Genomic DNA, 18,294 nt, shown 5'->3' on the forward strand with positions numbered 1-18,294 from the left:
GCCCCGACCATAATTTGAAGAAGAGGGTTTCCCCATGTTCGTGCACAAGACCGCACTGCTCAGTGCAATCACCACCGCCCTGCTGGCCAGCGCCAGCCTCCAGGCCGCCGAACCGCTCAAGGCCGTCGGTGCCGGCGAAGGCCAGCTGGATATCGTGGCCTGGCCCGGCTACATCGAACGTGGCGAGAGCGACAAGAACTACGACTGGGTCACCGGCTTCGAGAAGGAGACCGGTTGCAAGGTCAACGTCAAGACCGCGGGCACCTCCGACGAGATGGTCAGCCTGATGGCCAAGGGCGGCTACGACCTGGTCACCGCGTCCGGCGACGCCTCCCTGCGGCTGATCGTCGGCAAGCGCGTGCAGCCGATCAACACCGCGCTGATTCCCAACTGGAAAAACCTCGACCCGCGCCTCAAGGACGCGCCCTGGTACGTGGTCGACAAGCAGACCTACGGCACGCCCTACCAGTGGGGCCCGAACGTGCTGATGTACAACACCAAGGTCTTCAAGCAGGCACCGACCAGCTGGAGCGTGCTGTTCGACGCGCAGAACCTGCCGGACGGCAAGCCCAACAAGGGCCGCGTGCAGGCCTATGACGGGCCGATCTACATCGCCGATGCCGCGTTGTACCTCAAGAGCACGAAACCGGAACTGGGGATCCAGAATCCCTACGAACTGACCGAGGCCCAGTACAAGGCGGTGCTCGACCTGCTGCGCGCCCAGCAACCGCTGATCCACCGCTACTGGCACGACACCACGGTGCAGATGAGCGACTTCAAGAACGAAGGCGTGGTCGCCGCCAGCTCCTGGCCGTATCAGGTCAACGGCCTGATCAACGAGAAACAGCCGATCGCCTCGACCATTCCCAAGGAAGGGGCCACCGGCTGGGCCGACACCACCATGCTGCACAGCGAGGCCAAGCACCCCAACTGTGCCTACAAATGGATGGACTGGTCGCTCACGCCGAAGGTCCAGGGCGACGTCGCTGCCTGGTTCGGCTCGCTGCCAGCCGTGCCGGCGGCCTGCAAGGAAAGCCAACTGCTGGGCGCCGAGGGCTGCAAGACCAACGGCTTCGACCAGTTCGACAAGATCGCCTTCTGGAAAACCCCGCAGGCCGAGGGCGGCAAGTTCGTGCCGTACAGCCGCTGGACCCAGGATTACATCGCAATCATGGGCGGCAGGTGAGTTCCCTGTAGCCGCTGCCGCAGGCTGCGATAAGGCCGAAGGCCTTCAGCGATCTCAAGATCCTGCGCCCCCTTCGGGGTCGATCGCAGCCTTCGGCAGCGGCTACAAGTTCCTGCGCTCTTCGCCAAACCTGATTCCGCGCTTTCCCGGAGCACCGCACCATGACGCTTGCAGTCCAGTTCACCAACGTTTCCCGGCAGTTTGGCGAGGTGAAGGCCGTTGACCGGGTGTCCATCGATATCCAGGACGGCGAGTTCTTTTCCATGCTCGGCCCTTCCGGCTCGGGCAAGACCACCTGCCTGCGCCTGATCGCCGGTTTCGAACAGCCGAGCGCCGGCTCGATCCACATCCACGGGGCCGAAGCCACCGGGTTGCCGCCCTATCAGCGCGACGTCAACACCGTGTTCCAGGATTACGCGCTGTTTCCCCATATGAACGTGCGCGACAACGTGGCCTACGGCCTGAAAGTCAAAGGCGTCGCCAAGTCCGAGCGCCTCAAGCGCGCCGAAGAAGCCCTGGCCATGGTCGCCCTGCAAGGCTACGGCGAGCGCAAGCCGGTGCAGCTGTCCGGCGGCCAGCGCCAGCGCGTGGCCCTGGCCCGGGCGCTGGTCAATCGGCCGCGGGTCCTGCTGCTGGACGAACCCCTGGGGGCGCTGGACCTGAAACTGCGCGAACAGATGCAAGGCGAACTGAAGAAGCTGCAGCGCCAGCTCGGCATCACCTTCATCTTCGTCACCCACGACCAGACCGAAGCCCTGTCGATGTCCGACCGCGTGGCGGTGTTCAACAAGGGCCGCATCGAGCAGGTCGACAGCCCGCGCAACCTGTACATGAAACCGGCCACCACCTTCGTCGCCGAGTTCGTCGGCACCTCCAACGTGATTCGCGGCGAGCTGGCCGAACGCCTGAGCGGCAGCCAGCGGCCCTTCTCGATCCGCCCGGAACATGTGCGTTTCGCCGAAGGCCCGCTGCCCAGCCATGAGATCGAAGTCAGCGGCCTGCTGCACGATATCCAGTACCAGGGCAGCGCCACCCGCTACGAACTGCAACTGGACAACGGCCAGACCCTCAGCATCAGCCGGGCCAACGACCAATGGCTGGACAGCGGCGCCCAGCACCAGACCGGGCAACGCCTCAGCGCGCGCTGGGCCCGCGCAGCGATGATCCCGCTGGCCGATACCCTGGCGAGCGGGGTGTGACATGAGCACCCTGGCGATCACTTCCCAAAGCCCCGGCGGCTCGCCGCTGCGGCGCTTTTCCAACCTGCTGTACCGACGGCCGAACCTGTACCTGGCGCTGCTGCTGGTGCCGCCGCTGCTCTGGTTCGGCGCGATTTACCTGGGCTCCTTGCTGATCCTGCTCTGGCAGGGCTTCTACACCTTCGACGACTTCACCATGGCGGTCACCCCGGACCTGACCCTGGCCAACTTCGCCGCGCTGTTCCAGCCGTCGAACTTCGACATCATCCTGCGCACCCTGAGCATGGCCATCGCCGTATCGCTCGCCAGCGCCGTGGTCGCCTTCCCCATCGCCTACTACATGGCGCGCTACACCAGCGGCAAGACCAAGGCGTTCTTCTACATCGCGGTGATGCTGCCGATGTGGGCCAGCTACATCGTCAAGGCCTACGCCTGGACCCTGCTGCTGGCCAAGGGCGGCGTGGCCCAGTGGTTCGTCCAGCACCTGGGGCTGGAGCCGTTGTTGCAGTTCATCCTGGGGATTCCCGGGGTCGGCGGCAGCACCCTGTCGACCTCGCACCTGGGGCGCTTCATGGTGTTCGTCTACATCTGGCTGCCGTTCATGATCCTGCCGATCCAGGCCTCCCTGGAACGCCTGCCGCCGTCCTTGCTGCAAGCCTCCGCCGACCTCGGCGCCAAGCCCCGCCAGACCTTCATGCAGGTGATCCTGCCGCTGTCGGTGCCGGGCATCGCCGCCGGCTCGATCTTCACCTTCTCCCTGACCCTGGGCGACTTCATTGTGCCGCAGCTGGTGGGCCCGCCCGGCTACTTCGTCGGCAGCATGGTCTACGCCCAGCAAGGGGCAATCGGCAACATGCCGATGGCCGCCGCCTTCACCCTGGTGCCGATCGTGCTGATCGCCATTTACCTGTCCATCGTCAAACGCCTGGGGGCCTTCGATGCGCTCTGACTCAGCCAAGCACGGAGAACACGCCTCGTTGGGCCTGCGCCTTGCCGCGTGGGGCGGGCTGCTGTTCCTGCATTTCCCGATCCTGATCATCTTCCTCTACGCCTTCAATACCGAAGACGCGGCCTTCAGCTTTCCGCCCCAGGGCTTCACCCTGAAGTGGTTCAGCGTGGCCTTCGCCCGCCCCGACGTACTCGAGGCCATCAAGCTGTCGTTGCAGATCGCCGCCATCGCCACCCTGATCGCCATGGTCCTCGGCACCCTGGCCTCGGCGGCGTTGTACCGGCGGGACTTCTTCGGCAAACAGGGCATTTCGCTGATGCTGATCCTGCCCATCGCCCTGCCCGGGATCATCACCGGCATCGCCTTGCTGGCAACCTTCAAGACATTGGGGATCGAGCCGGGGATGTTCACCATCATCGTTGGCCACGCGACCTTCTGCGTGGTGATTGTCTACAACAACGTGATCGCCCGCCTGCGCCGCACCTCCCACAGCCTGATCGAAGCCTCGATGGACCTGGGCGCCGACGGCTGGCAGACCTTCCGCTACATCATCCTGCCGAACCTCGGCTCGGCGTTGCTGGCCGGCGGCATGCTGGCGTTCGCCCTGTCGTTCGACGAAATCATCGTCACCACCTTCACCGCCGGCCATGAACGCACCCTGCCGCTGTGGCTGCTCAACCAGCTCAGCCGGCCGCGGGACGTACCGGTGACCAACGTCGTCGCCATGCTGGTGATGCTGGTGACCATGCTGCCGATCCTCGGCGCCTATTACCTGACCCGCGGCGGCGAAAGCGTGGCGGGCAGCGGCGGCAAATAAAACCGGCTTGGAACCCGGGTCTGTAGGAGCGAGGCTTGCCCGCGAAGAGGCCGTCACCTTCAACATTGACGTTGGCAGACACCACGAATTCGCGGGCAAGCCTCGCTCCTACGGAGGCTCGTTTCCATAGAAAAACAATAGATTCGAAGAGGACATGACCATGCAAACCAAACTCTTGATCAACGGCCAACTGGTCAGCGGCGAAGGCCCTGCCCAGGCGGTATTCAACCCTGCGCTGGGCAAGGTGCTGGTGGAAATCAACGAGGCCAGCGAAGCCCAGGTCGATGCCGCGGTGCGCGCCGCCGACGCAGCGTTCCAGAGCTGGTCGCAAACCGTGCCGAAAGAACGCTCGCTGCTGTTGCTCAAGCTGGCCGACAGCATCGAAGCCCACGGCGAGGAACTGGCCCGACTGGAGTCGGACAACTGCGGCAAGCCGCTGAGCGCGGCCTTGAACGACGAGATCCCGGCGATTGCCGACGTGTTCCGTTTCTTCGCCGGCGCCAGCCGCTGCCTCAGCGGTTCGGCCGGCGGCGAATACCTGCCGGGGCACACCTCGATGATCCGTCGCGACCCGGTGGGGGTGATCGCCTCCATCGCGCCGTGGAACTACCCGCTGATGATGGTCGCCTGGAAAATCGCCCCGGCCCTGGCCGCCGGCAATACCGTGGTGCTCAAACCCTCGGAGCAGACCCCGCTGACCGCCCTGCGCCTGGCCGAACTGGCGGCGGCGATCTTTCCCGCCGGCGTGCTGAACCTGGTGTTCGGCCGCGGCGCCACCGTGGGCCAACCGCTGGTGACCCATCCGAAGGTGCGCATGGTGTCGCTCACCGGCTCCATCGCCACCGGCTCGAACATCATTTCCAGCACCGCCGACAGCGTCAAACGCCTGCACATGGAACTGGGCGGCAAGGCACCGGTGATCATCTTCGACGACGCCGACATCGACGCCGCCGTGGAAGGCATCCGCACCTTCGGTTTCTACAACGCCGGCCAGGATTGCACCGCTGCCTGCCGCATCTATGCCCAGGAGGGTATCTATGAGCGCTTCGTCGAGAAGCTCGGCGCGGCGGTCGCCAGCATCCAGTACGGCCTGCAGGGCGACCCGGGCACCGAACTGGGCCCGCTGATCAGCGCCCAGCACCGCGACCGCGTGGCCGGGTTCGTCGAGCGCGCCATCGCCCAGCCGCACATCCGCCTGGTCACTGGCGGCAAGGCGGTGGACGGCAACGGCTTCTTCTTCGAACCGACGGTGCTGGCCGACGCCCGGCAAGACGACGAAATCGTCCGCCGCGAAGTGTTCGGGCCGGTGGTCTCGGTCACCCGCTTCGCCGACGAGGCCCAGGTCCTGGGCTGGGCCAACGACTCGGAGTACGGCCTGGCCTCCTCGGTGTGGACCGCCGATGTCGGCCGCGCCCACCGCCTCTCGGCGCGCCTGCAATACGGCTGCACCTGGGTCAACACCCACTTCATGCTGGTCAGCGAAATGCCCCACGGCGGGCAGAAGCTCTCCGGCTACGGCAAGGACATGTCCCTGTACGGGCTGGAGGACTACACCGTCGTGCGCCATGTGATGTTCAAGCACTGACCGGCATCGCGGGCAAGCCTCGCTCCTACGGGTTGTACAGGTTCGTAAGAGCGAGGCTTGCCCACGATGGTCACGACACGCATGAAAGAACGATGTGGCCAGGCCCGGCGGCGCCCCCGCCGGCCCGGCTAATAGCAATTACCGTCGGTTTCAGCACAGAACTCGTAGGGCGTGTTGCTGATGAACCTATCGAGCCAGTGGTGCTCCCAGTCCGGCCACTGAATGATGTAGGTCTTGCTGGCCTTGATGAACTCCAGGCCAAAGATGCTGATGCTGTTGTCGTCCTCGTACATCCGCAGGTCCAGCGACCAGTCTTCGATCAAGGGCGTGCGATAGACCCGTTGCGGCTCCTTGAGGTCGATGATTTGCAAGTAGCCCAGGCCGCCGAAGGGCACCAGCAGGCCACCGGCCGAGGCATGCTGCAGCAGGTAACGGCCGGAGGGGCTGGTGCTCGAATAGGGCTTGCGCTCAAGCACGGTGTTCAAGGCGCAGACGAACACCAGCGCGCAGGCGAACAGCAGTAAAACCAGCACCGTCAGCGTCTTCCTGTACTTCATCGCGCGCCCGCCGAAAAACTGCAATTCATTTGCCCGATCTCCTTGAAAGGCGGCTATTGAACGAGGTCTGGCCAAGCCGATCAAGTTGCGGCACCATCCGCCGCCACACAGCGCCTGGCTCCGCAGCCCGTGGCGCTGAAATCTCTCCGGCAGCCAGGATGCGTCCATGCCCTCGCGAATCGTCAGCCTGATGCTGCAAGTGGCCGTCTGGCTGGTGCTGCCGTTCGCCGCCCTGCAACTCGGCCTGGTACTGACCGGCGCCGGCGCCGCGCCTTTTATCTCGGCCCTGGCGATCCCCACCGGGGTCCTGTCCCTGGTGCTGATCCAGGTCAGCCTGGTGTATGCCGCCGCCAAAGGCTGGCACGCCTGCCGCATGCCGGCCCACTATCGCTGGCTGGGCCTGTGGCTGGGCTGCGTGCTGGTGCTGTGTGCCGTGCCGTGGCTCATGCCCTTGAGTCAGTAGGAGCCCACGAATCACTGATGCCGTTCATCCAACCGGCCGACCTGGTGCCAACCCGCTGAAAATCAGGGCAACCTGAGGTACAGATGGATGTCCTCGGGCTCCAGGCGATACAGCTCTGGATCGGGGGCCGCCAACAGCTCGCAGCCCAGGCGGCGATAGAAATCCACAGTGTTGCGCGACGGCGTGGCCGAGACATACAGCCCCTCGCCGCCCATGCGCCGTGCCTGCTCGGCGGCCAGGCCGAACAAGCGCTGGCCCAGGCCGCGCCCGCGATACGCGTGGCTGACATGCAGGAACTTCAACTGCCGCAGCCGCAGGCCGGCGTTGTGGATCACCAGGCAATCGACCACCGCGGCGGCGGCCAGCCGGTGTTCGTCGAACACCCCATACAGCCAGCCGCCGCGCTGTTCACACGCCTGCAAGACCCGCTCGTCATGCTCGGCTTCGCCGGGCGGCCAGCCGGTCACCACCTCGCGCTGGGGATAACCCAGCAGTTGCCCGTCCTGCAGGCGGTAGAACTCTTCGATCAGTTCCGCGCGGTCAATCAGTTTGAACAGCGGGATGTCTTGCGAGGTCAAAAGGCGTTCATTGAGCATGTGGGTTTTCCTGAAGCCGTCCGTGGTTTTACGTATCGATACACGCGGGGCATTTTTTGCCTCGGGCGAACCGATTATTCTATCCGCCCGCTGTTAAAAGTCCGTTGTGTTTGGCCGAAGGCATGACCGAACCTCCATTTCCGATCCAGCGCAGCCAGGAAGGGCTCGGGATCTCCTGACAAGGTTCACTTATGCATCGCAGGCATCTTCTGAAAGCATCCATGGCGCTGGCCGCCTACACCGGCCTGTCAGCCACGGGTCTGCTGGCCACCCGGGCCTGGGCGGGCGCCGCCGACGGCGAGGCGCAGGCCTTCGATTTCGAGATTCTCAAGGCCCGGGCCAAGCAGTTGGCCGGCAAACCCTACGTGGACACCAAGCAGGTGCTGCCGCCGACCCTGGCGACCATGACCCCGCAGAACTTCAACGCGATCCGGTACGACGGCAACCACTCGCTGTGGAAGGAGCTGAACGGCCAGCTGGACGTGCAGTTCTTCCACGTCGGCATGGGCTTCAAGCAGCCGGTGCGCATGCACAGCGTCGACGCCAAGACCCGGCAGGCGCGGGAAGTGCATTTCCGCCCGTCGCTGTTCAACTACCAGAACACCAGCGTCGACACCGCGCAGCTCAAGGGCGACCTGGGTTTTGCCGGCTTCAAGCTGTTCAAGGCCCCGGAGCTGGACAGGCACGATGTGGTGTCCTTCCTCGGCGCCAGCTATTTCCGCGCGGTGGACAAGACCGGCCAGTACGGCCTCTCGGCCCGTGGCCTGGCGATCGACACCTACGCCAAGAAGCGCGAAGAATTCCCCGACTTCACCCAGTTCTGGTTCGAGACCCCGGACAAGGACAGCACCCGTTTCGTGGTCTATGCACTGCTCGATTCGCCCAGCGCCACCGGCGCCTACCGCTTTGACATCGACTGCCAGGCCGAGCGCGTGGTGATGGACGTCGATGCGCACGTCAATGCCCGCACCGCCATCGAACAACTGGGCATCGCGCCGATGACCAGCATGTTCAGCTGCGGCCCCCATGAGCGGCGCATGTGCGACACCATCCATCCGCAGATCCACGACTCGGACCGCCTGGCCATGTGGCGCGGCAACGGCGAGTGGATCTGCCGTCCGCTGAACAACCCGGCGACCCTGCAGTTCAACGCCTTCGCCGACAAGGACCCGAAGGGTTTCGGCCTGGTGCAGACCGACCACGAGTTCGCCAACTACCAGGACACCGTGGACTGGTACAGCCGGCGCCCGAGCCTGTGGGTCGAGCCGACCACCGCCTGGGGCGAAGGCTCGGTCGACCTGCTGGAGATCCCCACCACCGGCGAGACCCTGGACAATATCGTGGCCTTCTGGACCCCGAAAACACCGCTGGCCGCCGGGGATTCGCTGAACTACGGCTACAAGCTGTACTGGAGCGCCCTGCCACCGGTGGGCACGCCGCTGGCGCGGGTCAACGCCACCCGTTCGGGCATGGGCGGCTTCGTCGAAGGCTGGGCGCCGGGCGAGCATTATCCGCCGGTCTGGGCCCGGCGCTTCGCCGTGGACTTCAACGGCGGCGGGCTGGAGCGGCTGCCGGAGGGCACCGGCATCGAGCCGGTGGTCACCGCGTCGAATGGTCAGGTCAAGGATTTCCACGTGCTGAAGCTGGACGAGATCCAGGGTTATCGCGTGCTCTTCGACTGGTACCCGACCAACGACAGCGTCGATCCGGTGGAACTGCGGCTGTTCATCCGCAGCAACGATCGCACCCTGAGCGAAACCTGGCTGTACCAGTACTTCCCGCCGGCACCGGACAAGCGCAAGTACAGCTGAGCAAGCACTATTGCCTGTAGCCGCTGCCGCAGGCTGCGATCGACCGGGAACCGGTCGTAAACGGGCGCCTCGGATGGAGCGATCGACCGTTGTGTCCAGAGGCGGTCCGCTACGCGGCCCATCGCAGCCTGCGGCAGCGGCTACAGCTCGCGGTTACACGACACGGCACAAAAAAACCGGCCCTCACAGGCCGGTTTTTTTATGCCTCCGCGCAGCTCACTCGCGCAGATCCGACTCGTGAATCGGCTGGTCGCGATGGGTCGCGCGCTGGTATTGCGCCGGCCAGATCGCCTTGTGCCCGCTCAGGTCGTCGTCGGCATGCAGCGGCCAGTACGGGTCGCGCAGCAGCTCCCGGGCGAGGAAGATGATGTCGGCCTGGCAGGTGCGCAGAATATGCTCGGCCTGGGCCGGCTCGGTGATCATGCCCACGGTACCGGTGGCGATCCCCGACTCCTTGCGCACCCGTTCGGCGAAGCGGGTCTGGTAGCCCGGGCCAGTGGGGATTTCGGCATTGACCGCGGTGCCGCCCGACGAGACATCGATCAGGTCCACCCCCAATGCTTTCAGGCGGCAGGCCAGCTCGACGGTTTCGTCCGGATTCCAGCCATCCTCCACCCAGTCGGTGGCCGACACCCGGACGAACAGCGGCAACTCTTCCGGCCAGACCGCCCGCACCGCCTCACACACCTGCAGGACCAGGCGAATGCGGTTATCGAAGGAGCCACCGTACTGGTCGCGGCGCTGATTGCTCAGGGGCGAGAGGAATTGATGCAGCAGGTAGCCGTGGGCGGCATGCACTTCGACCACCTTGAAACCGGCGACCAGGGCGCGTTTGGCCGAATCGACGAAGGCCTGGACGATCGCGGCGATCTGCCCTTCGTCGAGCTGGGTCGGCGGCGTGTGTTGCGGGTCGAAGGCAATCGGCGAAGGGCCAACCGGGACCCAGCCGCCCTCCTCGGGCTTGACGCTGCCATGCTTGCCCAGCCATGGCCGATGGGTGCTGGCCTTGCGTCCGGCGTGGGCCAGCTGGATGCCGGCGACCGCGCCCTGGGCGGTGATGAACCGGGTGATGCGTTGCAAGAGTGCGATCTGTTCGTCGTTCCACAGGCCGAGGTCCTGGGCGGTGATGCGCCCGTCGGCGGTGACCGCCGTGGCCTCGGTGAAAATCAGTCCGGCGCCGCCCACGGCACGACTGCCGAGGTGCACCAGGTGCCAGTCATTGGCCAGTCCATCTACGCTGGAGTACTGGCACATGGGCGATACCGCGATGCGGTTGAGTAAGGTCAGTTGACGAAGGGTATAGGGCTCAAGCAGCAGACTCATGGGGCACCTCTCGATCAGTGGTCAGGCTCCAGGGTTCTGTTTGAAAAGTCGACGAGTGACTGGAAAGGAACAGCGCCCGCCCCCGCGGGAGAAAAAGGACAAAACGTCACAAGGCCAATCAAGCAGTGTTTAGAGCCTAGTCGACAACGGCGCGACCAGCAGGGTTCCGATGCACTTTGTCGGTGCCCGGCCTGGTACACCGCAGCGTCCTCTTCGCCGGCAAGCCTGGCTCCTACAGAAGCAGCGCCCACCGTTCGTAGGAGCGAGGCTTGCCCGCGAAAGCGTCCGCGCGGGTCAGCGCGGTTCGATATGGGCAATCATCAGTTGCACCGTTTCCTGGCCGCGGAACTCGTTGAGGTCCAGCTTGTAGGCCAGCTCCACCCAGCGGATGGTCGGGTTCGGCCAGATATCGCGGTCGATGCCGAAGGCAATGCCGTCGAGTTTCACCGAACCGCATTCGCTGCGCAGTACCACCTTGAGGTGGCGCTCGCCGACGACGCGCTGCTCCACCAGCTGGAACATGCCATGGAACAGCGGCTCGGGAAAGTGCTGGCCCCAGGGTCCGGCATGGCGCAGGGCGCGGGCCAGTTCGAGGTGGAACTCTTCCACCGCCAGGGTGCCGTCCGACAACAGGCGCCCGGTCAGGTCTTCCTCGCGCAGCTGGCGGCGCACCTCGGCATCGAAGGCCTCGGCGAAGGCCGGGAAATTCTGCTCCGGCAGCGACAGGCCGGCAGCCATGGCGTGACCGCCGAACTTGCTGATCAGGTCCGGATGTTTGGCCGCCACCGCGTCCAGGGCATCGCGGATATGAAAGCCCGGCACCGAACGCGCCGACCCCTTGAGCATGCCTTCGCCGGCGTCGGCAAAGGCGATAGTCGGCCGGTGGTAACGCTCCTTCAGCCGCGAAGCGAGAATCCCGATCACTCCCTGGTGCCAGTCGGGCTCGAACAGGCACAGACCAAACGGCATCGACTCCACCGGCAAGTCCTTGAGCTGGGCCAGGGCTTCGCGCTGCATGCCCTGTTCGATGGATTTGCGGTCCTGGTTCAACTCGTCCAGCTGGCTGGCCATTTCCCGCGCCAGGGCCATGTCATGGCTGAGCAGGCATTCGATGCCCAGGCTCATATCGTCCAGGCGACCGGCGGCATTCAACCGTGGGCCGAGGATGAAGCCCAGGTCGGTGGAGGTGATGCGCGACGCCTCGCGCTTGGCCACTTCGAGGATCGCCTTGATCCCCGGCCGCGCGCGCCCGGCGCGAATCCGCTCCAGCCCCTGGTGCACCAGGATGCGGTTGTTGGCGTCCAGCGGCACCACGTCGGCCACACTGCCCAACGCCACCAGGTCCAGCAGCTCGCCGATATTCGGCTGCGGCTTGGCTTCGTACCAGCCAAGGCTGCGCAGGCGGGCGCGCAGCGCCATCAGCACATAGAAGATCACCCCGACGCCGGCCAGCGCCTTGCTCGGGAACTCGCAGCCAGGCTGGTTCGGGTTGACGATGGCATCCGCCGCCGGCAACTCGTGGCCCGGCAAGTGGTGGTCGGTGACCAGCACTTTCAGCCCGGCCGCCTTGGCCGCCGCCACGCCCTCGACACTGGAGATGCCGTTGTCCACGGTGATCAGCAGCTGGGGCTTGCGCTCCAGGGCCACCGCGACGATTTCCGGGGTCAGGCCGTAGCCATATTCGAAACGGTTCGGCACCAGGTAATCGACATGGGCCGCGCCCAGCAGGCGCAGGCCGAGCATGCCCACGGTACTGGCGGTGGCACCGTCGGCGTCGAAGTCGCCGACGATCAGGATGCGTTCGCGCTGCTCCAGCGCCGTCACCAGCAGGTCCACCGCGGCCTCGATGCCCTTGAGCTGCTGGAACGGGATCAGCCGCGCCAGGCTTTTGTCCAGCTCGGCCTCGGACTGCACGCCACGGGCGGCGTACAGGCGGGTCAGCAACGGCGGCAGATCACCGAGAAACGGCAGGGTGGCGGGCAACTCACGAGGTTCGATACGCATGGGGTGACAGAAGCTTCTCTTCGATACGGGGGATACGGCGAAACAACGCGGCGTGGCGAACTCAGCGTTCGCCCAGCAGCCATTCCAGCTGGACTTCGTGCTGGCCGCGATCGTCGGTGACGAAGATCGTGCCTTCGCTGATCATCACGTCCCACTTGATAACGCGCGGCATGTCCTTGGCCAGGACTTCCAGGACGTCCTGGGGCACGCCGGCGATATTGAGGTTCTTCAGGTTCTTCACCGCGTCCACTACGCGGGTCTGCCACACACGCAGGCTGCCGTAGGCCAGCAGGCTGGTGCGCTCGGTACGGCGCGAACACCAGGTCAGGCGCTCGGCGTCCGGCTGGCCGACTTCGATCCAGTGCAGCACGCGGTCGTCCAGGCTTTTTTCCCACAGGGCCGGCTCATCCACTTCCGACAGGCCACGACCGAACGACAGGTGTTCGTTGTACCAAAGGGCGTAGGCCAGCAGACGCACGGTCATACGCTCTTCAGTTTCCGACGGATGGCGGGCGATGGTTTGCTTGACGCTTTCGTACACCCCGCGATCGAGGTCAGTCAGGTTCAATTCAAACTTGTAGGTGGTAGACGGCTGGGCCATGGACGGGGCTTCTTGATACGAGGAAAGGCGGCAAGTCTAACCGATGCACGCGCCAATCCACGAATCGCGCACCATCATCCTTTGGCGAGGGAGCGCCGGGCTATGTTAAAACGCTCTACCGTCCAATCTTTGTCCTACAAGGATCTTCCATGCCGCTTACCGCCAAACCCCTTGCCGGCCTGAAAGTCGTCGAACTCGGCACCCTGATCGCCGGCCCGTTCGCCTCGCGCATCTGCGCCGAATTCGGCGCCGAGGTGATCAAGGTTGAATCGCCGGACGGCGGCGACCCGCTGCGCAAGTGGCGCAAGCTGTATGAAGGCACATCCCTGTGGTGGTTCGTCCAGGCGCGCAACAAAAAGTCCCTGACCCTGAACCTCAAGCACCCGGACGGCCTGGAGGTGCTGAAGAAGCTGTTGGCCGAGGCCGACATCCTGATCGAGAACTTTCGCCCCGGGGTCCTGGAAAAACTCGGCCTGGGCTGGGACACCCTGCACTCACTCAATCCCAAGCTGGTGATGGTGCGCCTGTCCGGCTTCGGCCAGACCGGGCCGATGAAGGACCAGCCCGGTTTCGGCGCGGTCGGCGAATCCATGGGCGGGCTGCGCTACATCACCGGTTTCGAGGACCGTCCGCCGGTGCGCACCGGCATTTCCATCGGCGACTCGATTGCCGCACTCTGGGGCGTGATCGGCGCTCTGATGGCCCTGCGGCACCGTGAGGTCAACGGCGGCCAGGGCCAGGTGGTGGACGTGGCGTTGTACGAAGCGATCTTCGCCATGATGGAAAGCATGGTCCCGGAGTTCGATGTCTTCGGCTTCATCCGCGAACGCACCGGCAACATCATGCCCGGCATCACGCCCTCCTCCATTCACACCAGCGCCGATGGCAAGCATGTGCAGATCGGCGCCAACGGCGATGCGATCTTCAAGCGCTTCATGCTGCTGATCGGCCGCGACGACCTGGCCAACGACCCGGCCCTGGCCAGCAACGACGGCCGCGACAGCCGGCGCGACGAGCTGTACGGAGTCATCGATCGCTGGGTCAACTCGCTGCCGCTGGAGCATGTGCTCGAATTGCTGAACCAGGCACAAGTCCCTGCCAGCCGCATCTTCAGCGCCGAGGACATGTTCAGCGATCCGCAGTTTCTCGCCCGGGAAATGTTCCTCCAGGCCAAGCTGCCGGACGGCAAGGCATTCAAGATGCCCGGCATCGTGCCGAAACTCTCGGACACCCCGGGCTCGTCCGAATGGGTCGGCCCCGCGCTCGGCGAACACAATGCCCAGGTACTGGGCGCCCTGGGCTACGACGAGCAGCAGATCAAAAGCCTGCGTGACAACGGCGCGATCTAGTTTGAAAAACGATGCCTTTTACCGACAAGGATCAGCAGCCTGATGACCCCATGCCGTAGCAGGCGAATGATTCGTGGCATACGCCTGTTGTCGATGCTGCTGGCGCTCGGCGCCTGGTCACCGGCCAGCCAGGCCCGGGACACGCTGATCTGGGTGTTGCGCGACCTGCCGCCGATGACGATTTTCGAAGGTCCGCAAAAAGGCCTGGGCGTGATCGATCAGGCCCTGCCCGTGCTGATGGCCAGCCTGCCGGAGTACGACCATCAGTTCGTGCACGTCAACCGCGCCCGGGCCATGCAGATGCTCCGGGAACTGCCCTTCGTCTGCGATCCGGCGCTGCTGTTCACCCCGCAGCGAGCACAATGGCTGGCGTTTTCCATCACCACTTTTCGTATATTCAGCAACGGCCTGGCGGTACGGCGCCAGGACCGTCCCGACCTGCTGCCGTTTATCCATGACGGCCAGATCGACCTGGGCGCACTGCTGGTCAGCCCCCTGCACAATGTGGGCGTGGTGGCCGAGCGCAGTTATGGCGAACCGATCGACAGCCTGCTCAAACAGGCTCCGCTCGGCGCGCTGATGGCCCACTACGGCAACAGCGCCATCGGTAACCTGCTGCAGATGCAACGCCACGGGCGCCTGAAAGCCTTGATCGGTTACCAGACAGAAATCCGTTTCCAGGCGCAACAGCAAGGGATCGATCCCGATGAGCTGGAGTTCTACCCGATCCAGGGCATGCCCAGGTACCAGTCAGTGAACGTCGGCTGCTCGAACACAGCGCAGGGCCGGCAGGCGGTGGAGCGCATCAACCGGGCGCTGCTCGAACTGCGCCCGCACACCTTGCTGGAGCTTTATGCCCAGTGGCTGGAACCGTCACGGCGCGAGCAATACCGCAGCGATGCCCTGGCGTTTTTCCGCGACACGCCGCAGCGATAAAAAATCCGGGCAAAAAGAAACCCCGAGCAGTGGGGAGACGACTCGGGGTTAAACGTGGCCTGAAACCAGACCCGCGCAACAGGCGACAAGCACCGGAGCACAATGCTCGATCCTGTTGCCAAGGGTCTGACTGATGGCTTGCTGCGAAGGTTCCCGAAAATTCCAGTCAGCGTGCGCTGTCGAACGTCTTCTCCCGGGCCACATTGCGCAAGGCCGCGATGACACAGGGTTCCAGACGGCCTTCGGCGATCAATACGTCGCGATGCAGACCGTCGACGACATCGGTCAACTGGCGCTTGTCGGTCAACTGGGCCTGGCTGAACTCGCGCTCGACCACGATGGCCCCCAAGGCATTCTTCAGGGTCACCAGGCATTCCCCCTGCGCGCGTGGGGTCAGAGTTACCTGATACGGGCTCAAAGCTTCACCCAACAATAGGCTGATACTTTCCATCTCGATCACCACTCAATAGCTGGAATTAAGGCTCGAATACACCAATGCCGGTAGCTTTCTGGCATTCAAGTGACCATCGCCCAGAGAAGAAAGTTCGCAACCGCTGGCGGTTGCCGACCTGAGTCGATCCAGCATGCCCGCAAAACATGACAGATAAAAAACAGCCCGGATCAGACTAGAATCGGCACTCAAACCAGAAACGAACGCGACGGTGCCGGTTGATCGATCAGCGCCTCGACCTTCTTGTAGCGCAATACCGCCTGCTGGCAGGAATAGCGCCGAGGGTCGATCCGAACCGGCATCGCGACCTGCTCCCGAGGCGGATTTTCAGGCCTGGCGCAGGTCTTTCTGGCAGGTGGGGGTGTGGCCATGGGGGCCCTCTCCTCGAGCGGTTGGCAAAGCCCGGCGGCGCAGCGATGACGGTTGCCCGGTTGCAGGGCCTGTCCGAAATGCTGCCTTCTCACCGGAGCGAGTCTTGAATCAAACGTCCAATAAAAAACTGCGGATCGTCCTGGCCGACGATCACCCGATTTTCCTCATCGGCCTGCGGGCCGTCCTGGAGCGCGACGACAACCTGGAGATCGTCGGCGAAGCCAGCTCCCCGACCGCCCTCGGCGAACTGCTGCAAAGCTGTCCCTGCGACGTACTGGTCACCGACTTCATGATGCCGGGCGAACAGCAGAACGATGGCCTGCGCCTGATCGAGCAACTGCGCCGGCATCATCCCCAGCTGCCGATCGTGGTGGTGACCATGCTCAACAATGCCGGGCTGTTCCGTTCGATTCTCGACCTGGGCGTCTCGGGGCTGCTGAGCAAGGCCAGCCTGGCCGACGAGCTGCCGGCGGCGATCAGCCATGTGCGCCGCGACAAGGTGTTTGTCGCCCAGGCCATCCAGCAACTTCTCAGCCTGGCGGGCGAGGTCGGGCCGGATCGCTTGTTGTCCGGGGAACAGCTGTCGCCCCGCGAGCTCGAAGTCATCCGCCTGCTGGCGGCCGGGCTGACGGTCGGGGAAATCGCCGCGAAGCTCAGCCGCAGCAAAAAGACCGTCAGCACCCAGAAGGTCAGCGCCATGCGCAAGCTCGGCCTGTCCAGCGCCGCGGCGCTGTACATCTACGTGCAGGAACACGGGCTCGCCTGAGCCCGGCTCAGCCGGCCTGCTCGTCGAGGTCGTCATGCAAACGCCGGGCGATCCACTGGCGCACGGCTACGGCGCTCATGGGCTCGGCGATGAAACAGCCTTGCAGGCGCGCCTGCCCCAGCTTCTTGGCCGCCTGATAGTCGGCGGCGCTCTCGATACCCGCCAGCACCACGCCCAGCGACATGCGCCGGGCCATGCTCATAGCGCCGGCCACCACGGCCGCCTTGCGCTCATCGTCAGCCAGCCCGCAGACGAAGGCCGGCGGGATCTTCAGCTCGGTGAACGGCAATTCCAACAGGCGCTGCAGGCTGGTGCCGCCGGTGCCGAAGTCGCCAATCGACAGCTTGCAGCCGATCATGCGCAGGCGCAGCAGGGCCTCCACATGGGCGATATCGGTTTCCAGTTCGGTGGTCTCGACGATTTCCAGGGTCAGCAGGCGTGCCGGCACTTCAAAACGCCGTAGCAGGGTTTCCAGCTGGCGCGCGAAGTTCGGCAGTTCCAGCATGCCCACCGGGATATTCACCGAGATCGCCAGCGAACGGCCCATGACCAGGCGCACTCCGGCCGACAATTGCAGGGCCTGCTCCAGCATGAGCCAGGTGAAGGCTTCCTCCAGGCCGGCGAATTCGATCACTGGCAGGAACTCGGCAGGCAGCATCAAGCCGTGTTCCGGGTGCTGCCAGCGCGCCAGCGCCTCGACGCCCAGGACCTCGCCGTCCTGGCTGACCACCGGCTGGAAGTGCGCGACCCCATGGCGCTGTACCGCCGCCTGCCCTTCCTCGGCGGTCGGCACCTCCGGCTGGAACACATCCAGGGCCAGGGTTTCGCGCACCTGGGCCAGCGACAAGTCTTGCGGCCCAGGCTCGAAGCATTGCTGGTACAGGCCCAGCAGTTCATTGAGCAGGGTGACCGAGGCCGGCTTGGGCAGACAGCCCAGCACATTCAGGCCCTGCTGCCGGGCCATGGCCGCGGCGCCTTCACGGACATCCGCTTGCGCGTCGCTGAGAATGATCAGCGCCCTCGCCCGTTGCTGCTCTGCCAGGTAACGAATCAGCTCCAGGCCATCGGCCTGCTCCAGGTACAGATCGCAGATGGCGATATCCACCGGCCCCTTGCTGTCCAGGGATTGCCGGGCGGCGGCAACGCTTTCGGCATTCAACACGTTGAACACGCCATTGGCGTTGAGCATCTGGTGCAGGGCCATCAACTGGAACGAATTGTCTTCAAGAACGAGCACTTTCAACCTGTGCATGGAACGACCTCCGATACGGCGAGAGCGGCGAGAATCCGCAGCGGGCCGGTACGTTAATCGCAGCGGGCAGGCCGCCC

General features: G+C 64.6%; 17 protein-coding genes. 10 read left to right on the top strand and 7 right to left on the bottom strand.

Annotated features, from left to right (window positions below):
• Nucleotides 1-34 precede the first annotated feature (34 nt).
• From ydcS to J4E58_RS12465, 5 genes are all read left to right on the top strand, one after another.
• Nucleotides 35-1,186, top strand: coding sequence for a putative ABC transporter substrate-binding protein YdcS (gene ydcS, locus J4E58_RS12445; RefSeq protein WP_087091353.1), 1,152 nt, complete (start codon nucleotides 35-37; stop codon nucleotides 1,184-1,186).
• Nucleotides 1,187-1,347: 161 nt separating this feature from the next.
• On the top strand, nucleotides 1,348-2,385 hold the full coding sequence (locus J4E58_RS12450; RefSeq protein WP_087091352.1) for an ABC transporter ATP-binding protein: 1,038 nt from the start codon (nucleotides 1,348-1,350) through the stop codon (nucleotides 2,383-2,385).
• 1 nt (nucleotide 2,386) lies between these two features.
• Complete coding sequence (locus J4E58_RS12455) at nucleotides 2,387-3,334, top strand: ABC transporter permease (protein ID WP_009042342.1); 948 nt, start codon at nucleotides 2,387-2,389, stop codon at nucleotides 3,332-3,334.
• Nucleotides 3,324-4,151 (top strand): ABC transporter permease, encoded by an 828-nt coding sequence (locus J4E58_RS12460; RefSeq protein ID WP_087091351.1) that lies wholly within the window; start codon nucleotides 3,324-3,326, stop codon nucleotides 4,149-4,151. The genes J4E58_RS12455 and J4E58_RS12460 overlap by 11 nt, the downstream gene beginning before the upstream one ends.
• Nucleotides 4,152-4,311: 160 nt before the next feature.
• Nucleotides 4,312-5,736, top strand: a complete 1,425-nt coding sequence (locus tag J4E58_RS12465; protein WP_087091482.1) for a gamma-aminobutyraldehyde dehydrogenase — start codon at nucleotides 4,312-4,314, stop codon at nucleotides 5,734-5,736.
• A 128-nt stretch (nucleotides 5,737-5,864) separates the two neighbouring features.
• On the opposite strand, the gene J4E58_RS12470 is transcribed toward J4E58_RS12465, so the two are convergent.
• Complete coding sequence (locus J4E58_RS12470) at nucleotides 5,865-6,293, bottom strand: hypothetical protein (protein WP_256583131.1); 429 nt, start codon at nucleotides 6,291-6,293, stop codon at nucleotides 5,865-5,867.
• Nucleotides 6,294-6,459: 166 nt separating this feature from the next.
• Here J4E58_RS12470 and J4E58_RS12475 point away from each other — a divergent pair, with 166 nt between their 5' ends.
• Nucleotides 6,460-6,756: a hypothetical protein gene (locus J4E58_RS12475; protein ID WP_087091349.1), complete on the top strand. Its 297-nt coding sequence runs from the start codon at nucleotides 6,460-6,462 to the stop codon at nucleotides 6,754-6,756.
• Nucleotides 6,757-6,818: 62 nt separating this feature from the next.
• On the opposite strand, the gene J4E58_RS12480 is transcribed toward J4E58_RS12475, so the two are convergent.
• Nucleotides 6,819-7,352, bottom strand: a complete 534-nt coding sequence (locus J4E58_RS12480; RefSeq protein ID WP_087091348.1) for a GNAT family N-acetyltransferase — start codon at nucleotides 7,350-7,352, stop codon at nucleotides 6,819-6,821.
• A gap of 191 nt (nucleotides 7,353-7,543) precedes the next feature.
• Here J4E58_RS12480 and J4E58_RS12485 point away from each other — a divergent pair, with 191 nt between their 5' ends.
• Nucleotides 7,544-9,163, top strand: a complete 1,620-nt coding sequence (locus J4E58_RS12485; protein ID WP_087091347.1) for a glucan biosynthesis protein D — start codon at nucleotides 7,544-7,546, stop codon at nucleotides 9,161-9,163.
• A gap of 216 nt (nucleotides 9,164-9,379) precedes the next feature.
• Here the strand turns inward: J4E58_RS12485 and J4E58_RS12490 are convergent, their stop codons facing one another.
• From J4E58_RS12490 to J4E58_RS12500, 3 genes are all read right to left on the bottom strand, one after another.
• The gene (locus J4E58_RS12490) at nucleotides 9,380-10,486 is read right to left on the bottom strand and encodes an NADH:flavin oxidoreductase/NADH oxidase (RefSeq protein ID WP_087091346.1); all 1,107 of its coding nucleotides are present in this window, start codon (nucleotides 10,484-10,486) and stop codon (nucleotides 9,380-9,382) included.
• Between the two features lie 294 nt (nucleotides 10,487-10,780).
• Nucleotides 10,781-12,490, bottom strand: a complete 1,710-nt coding sequence (gene recJ / locus J4E58_RS12495; protein ID WP_087091345.1) for a single-stranded-DNA-specific exonuclease RecJ — start codon at nucleotides 12,488-12,490, stop codon at nucleotides 10,781-10,783.
• Between the two features lie 61 nt (nucleotides 12,491-12,551).
• A complete protein-coding gene (locus J4E58_RS12500) occupies nucleotides 12,552-13,091 on the bottom strand; it encodes a YaeQ family protein (RefSeq protein ID WP_007923023.1) in 540 nt (179 codons plus the stop codon).
• Between the two features lie 149 nt (nucleotides 13,092-13,240).
• On the opposite strand from J4E58_RS12500, the gene J4E58_RS12505 reads away from it, so the two are divergent.
• Nucleotides 13,241-14,440 (top strand): CaiB/BaiF CoA-transferase family protein, encoded by a 1,200-nt coding sequence (locus J4E58_RS12505; protein ID WP_087091344.1) that lies wholly within the window; start codon nucleotides 13,241-13,243, stop codon nucleotides 14,438-14,440.
• Nucleotides 14,441-14,506: 66 nt separating this feature from the next.
• Entirely contained in the window at nucleotides 14,507-15,376 is an 870-nt protein-coding gene (locus tag J4E58_RS12510; protein ID WP_370686825.1) for a TIGR02285 family protein, read from the top strand.
• A gap of 166 nt (nucleotides 15,377-15,542) precedes the next feature.
• Here J4E58_RS12510 and J4E58_RS12515 read toward each other — a convergent pair whose 3' ends face one another.
• On the bottom strand, nucleotides 15,543-15,827 hold the full coding sequence (locus J4E58_RS12515) for a DUF3509 domain-containing protein (protein ID WP_053259753.1): 285 nt from the start codon (nucleotides 15,825-15,827) through the stop codon (nucleotides 15,543-15,545).
• 475 nt (nucleotides 15,828-16,302) lie between these two features.
• Between J4E58_RS12515 and J4E58_RS12520 the strand changes: the two genes are divergently transcribed.
• Entirely contained in the window at nucleotides 16,303-16,965 is a 663-nt protein-coding gene (locus J4E58_RS12520) for a response regulator transcription factor (RefSeq protein WP_007923029.1), read from the top strand.
• 7 nt (nucleotides 16,966-16,972) lie between these two features.
• On the opposite strand, the gene J4E58_RS12525 is transcribed toward J4E58_RS12520, so the two are convergent.
• Nucleotides 16,973-18,217 (bottom strand): EAL domain-containing protein, encoded by a 1,245-nt coding sequence (locus J4E58_RS12525; RefSeq protein ID WP_087091343.1) that lies wholly within the window; start codon nucleotides 18,215-18,217, stop codon nucleotides 16,973-16,975.
• Nucleotides 18,218-18,294: the final 77 nt, after the last annotated feature.

Source organism: Pseudomonas sp. FW305-25 (assembly GCF_017351415.1).
Taxonomy (GTDB): domain Bacteria; phylum Pseudomonadota; class Gammaproteobacteria; order Pseudomonadales; family Pseudomonadaceae; genus Aquipseudomonas; species Aquipseudomonas chlororaphis.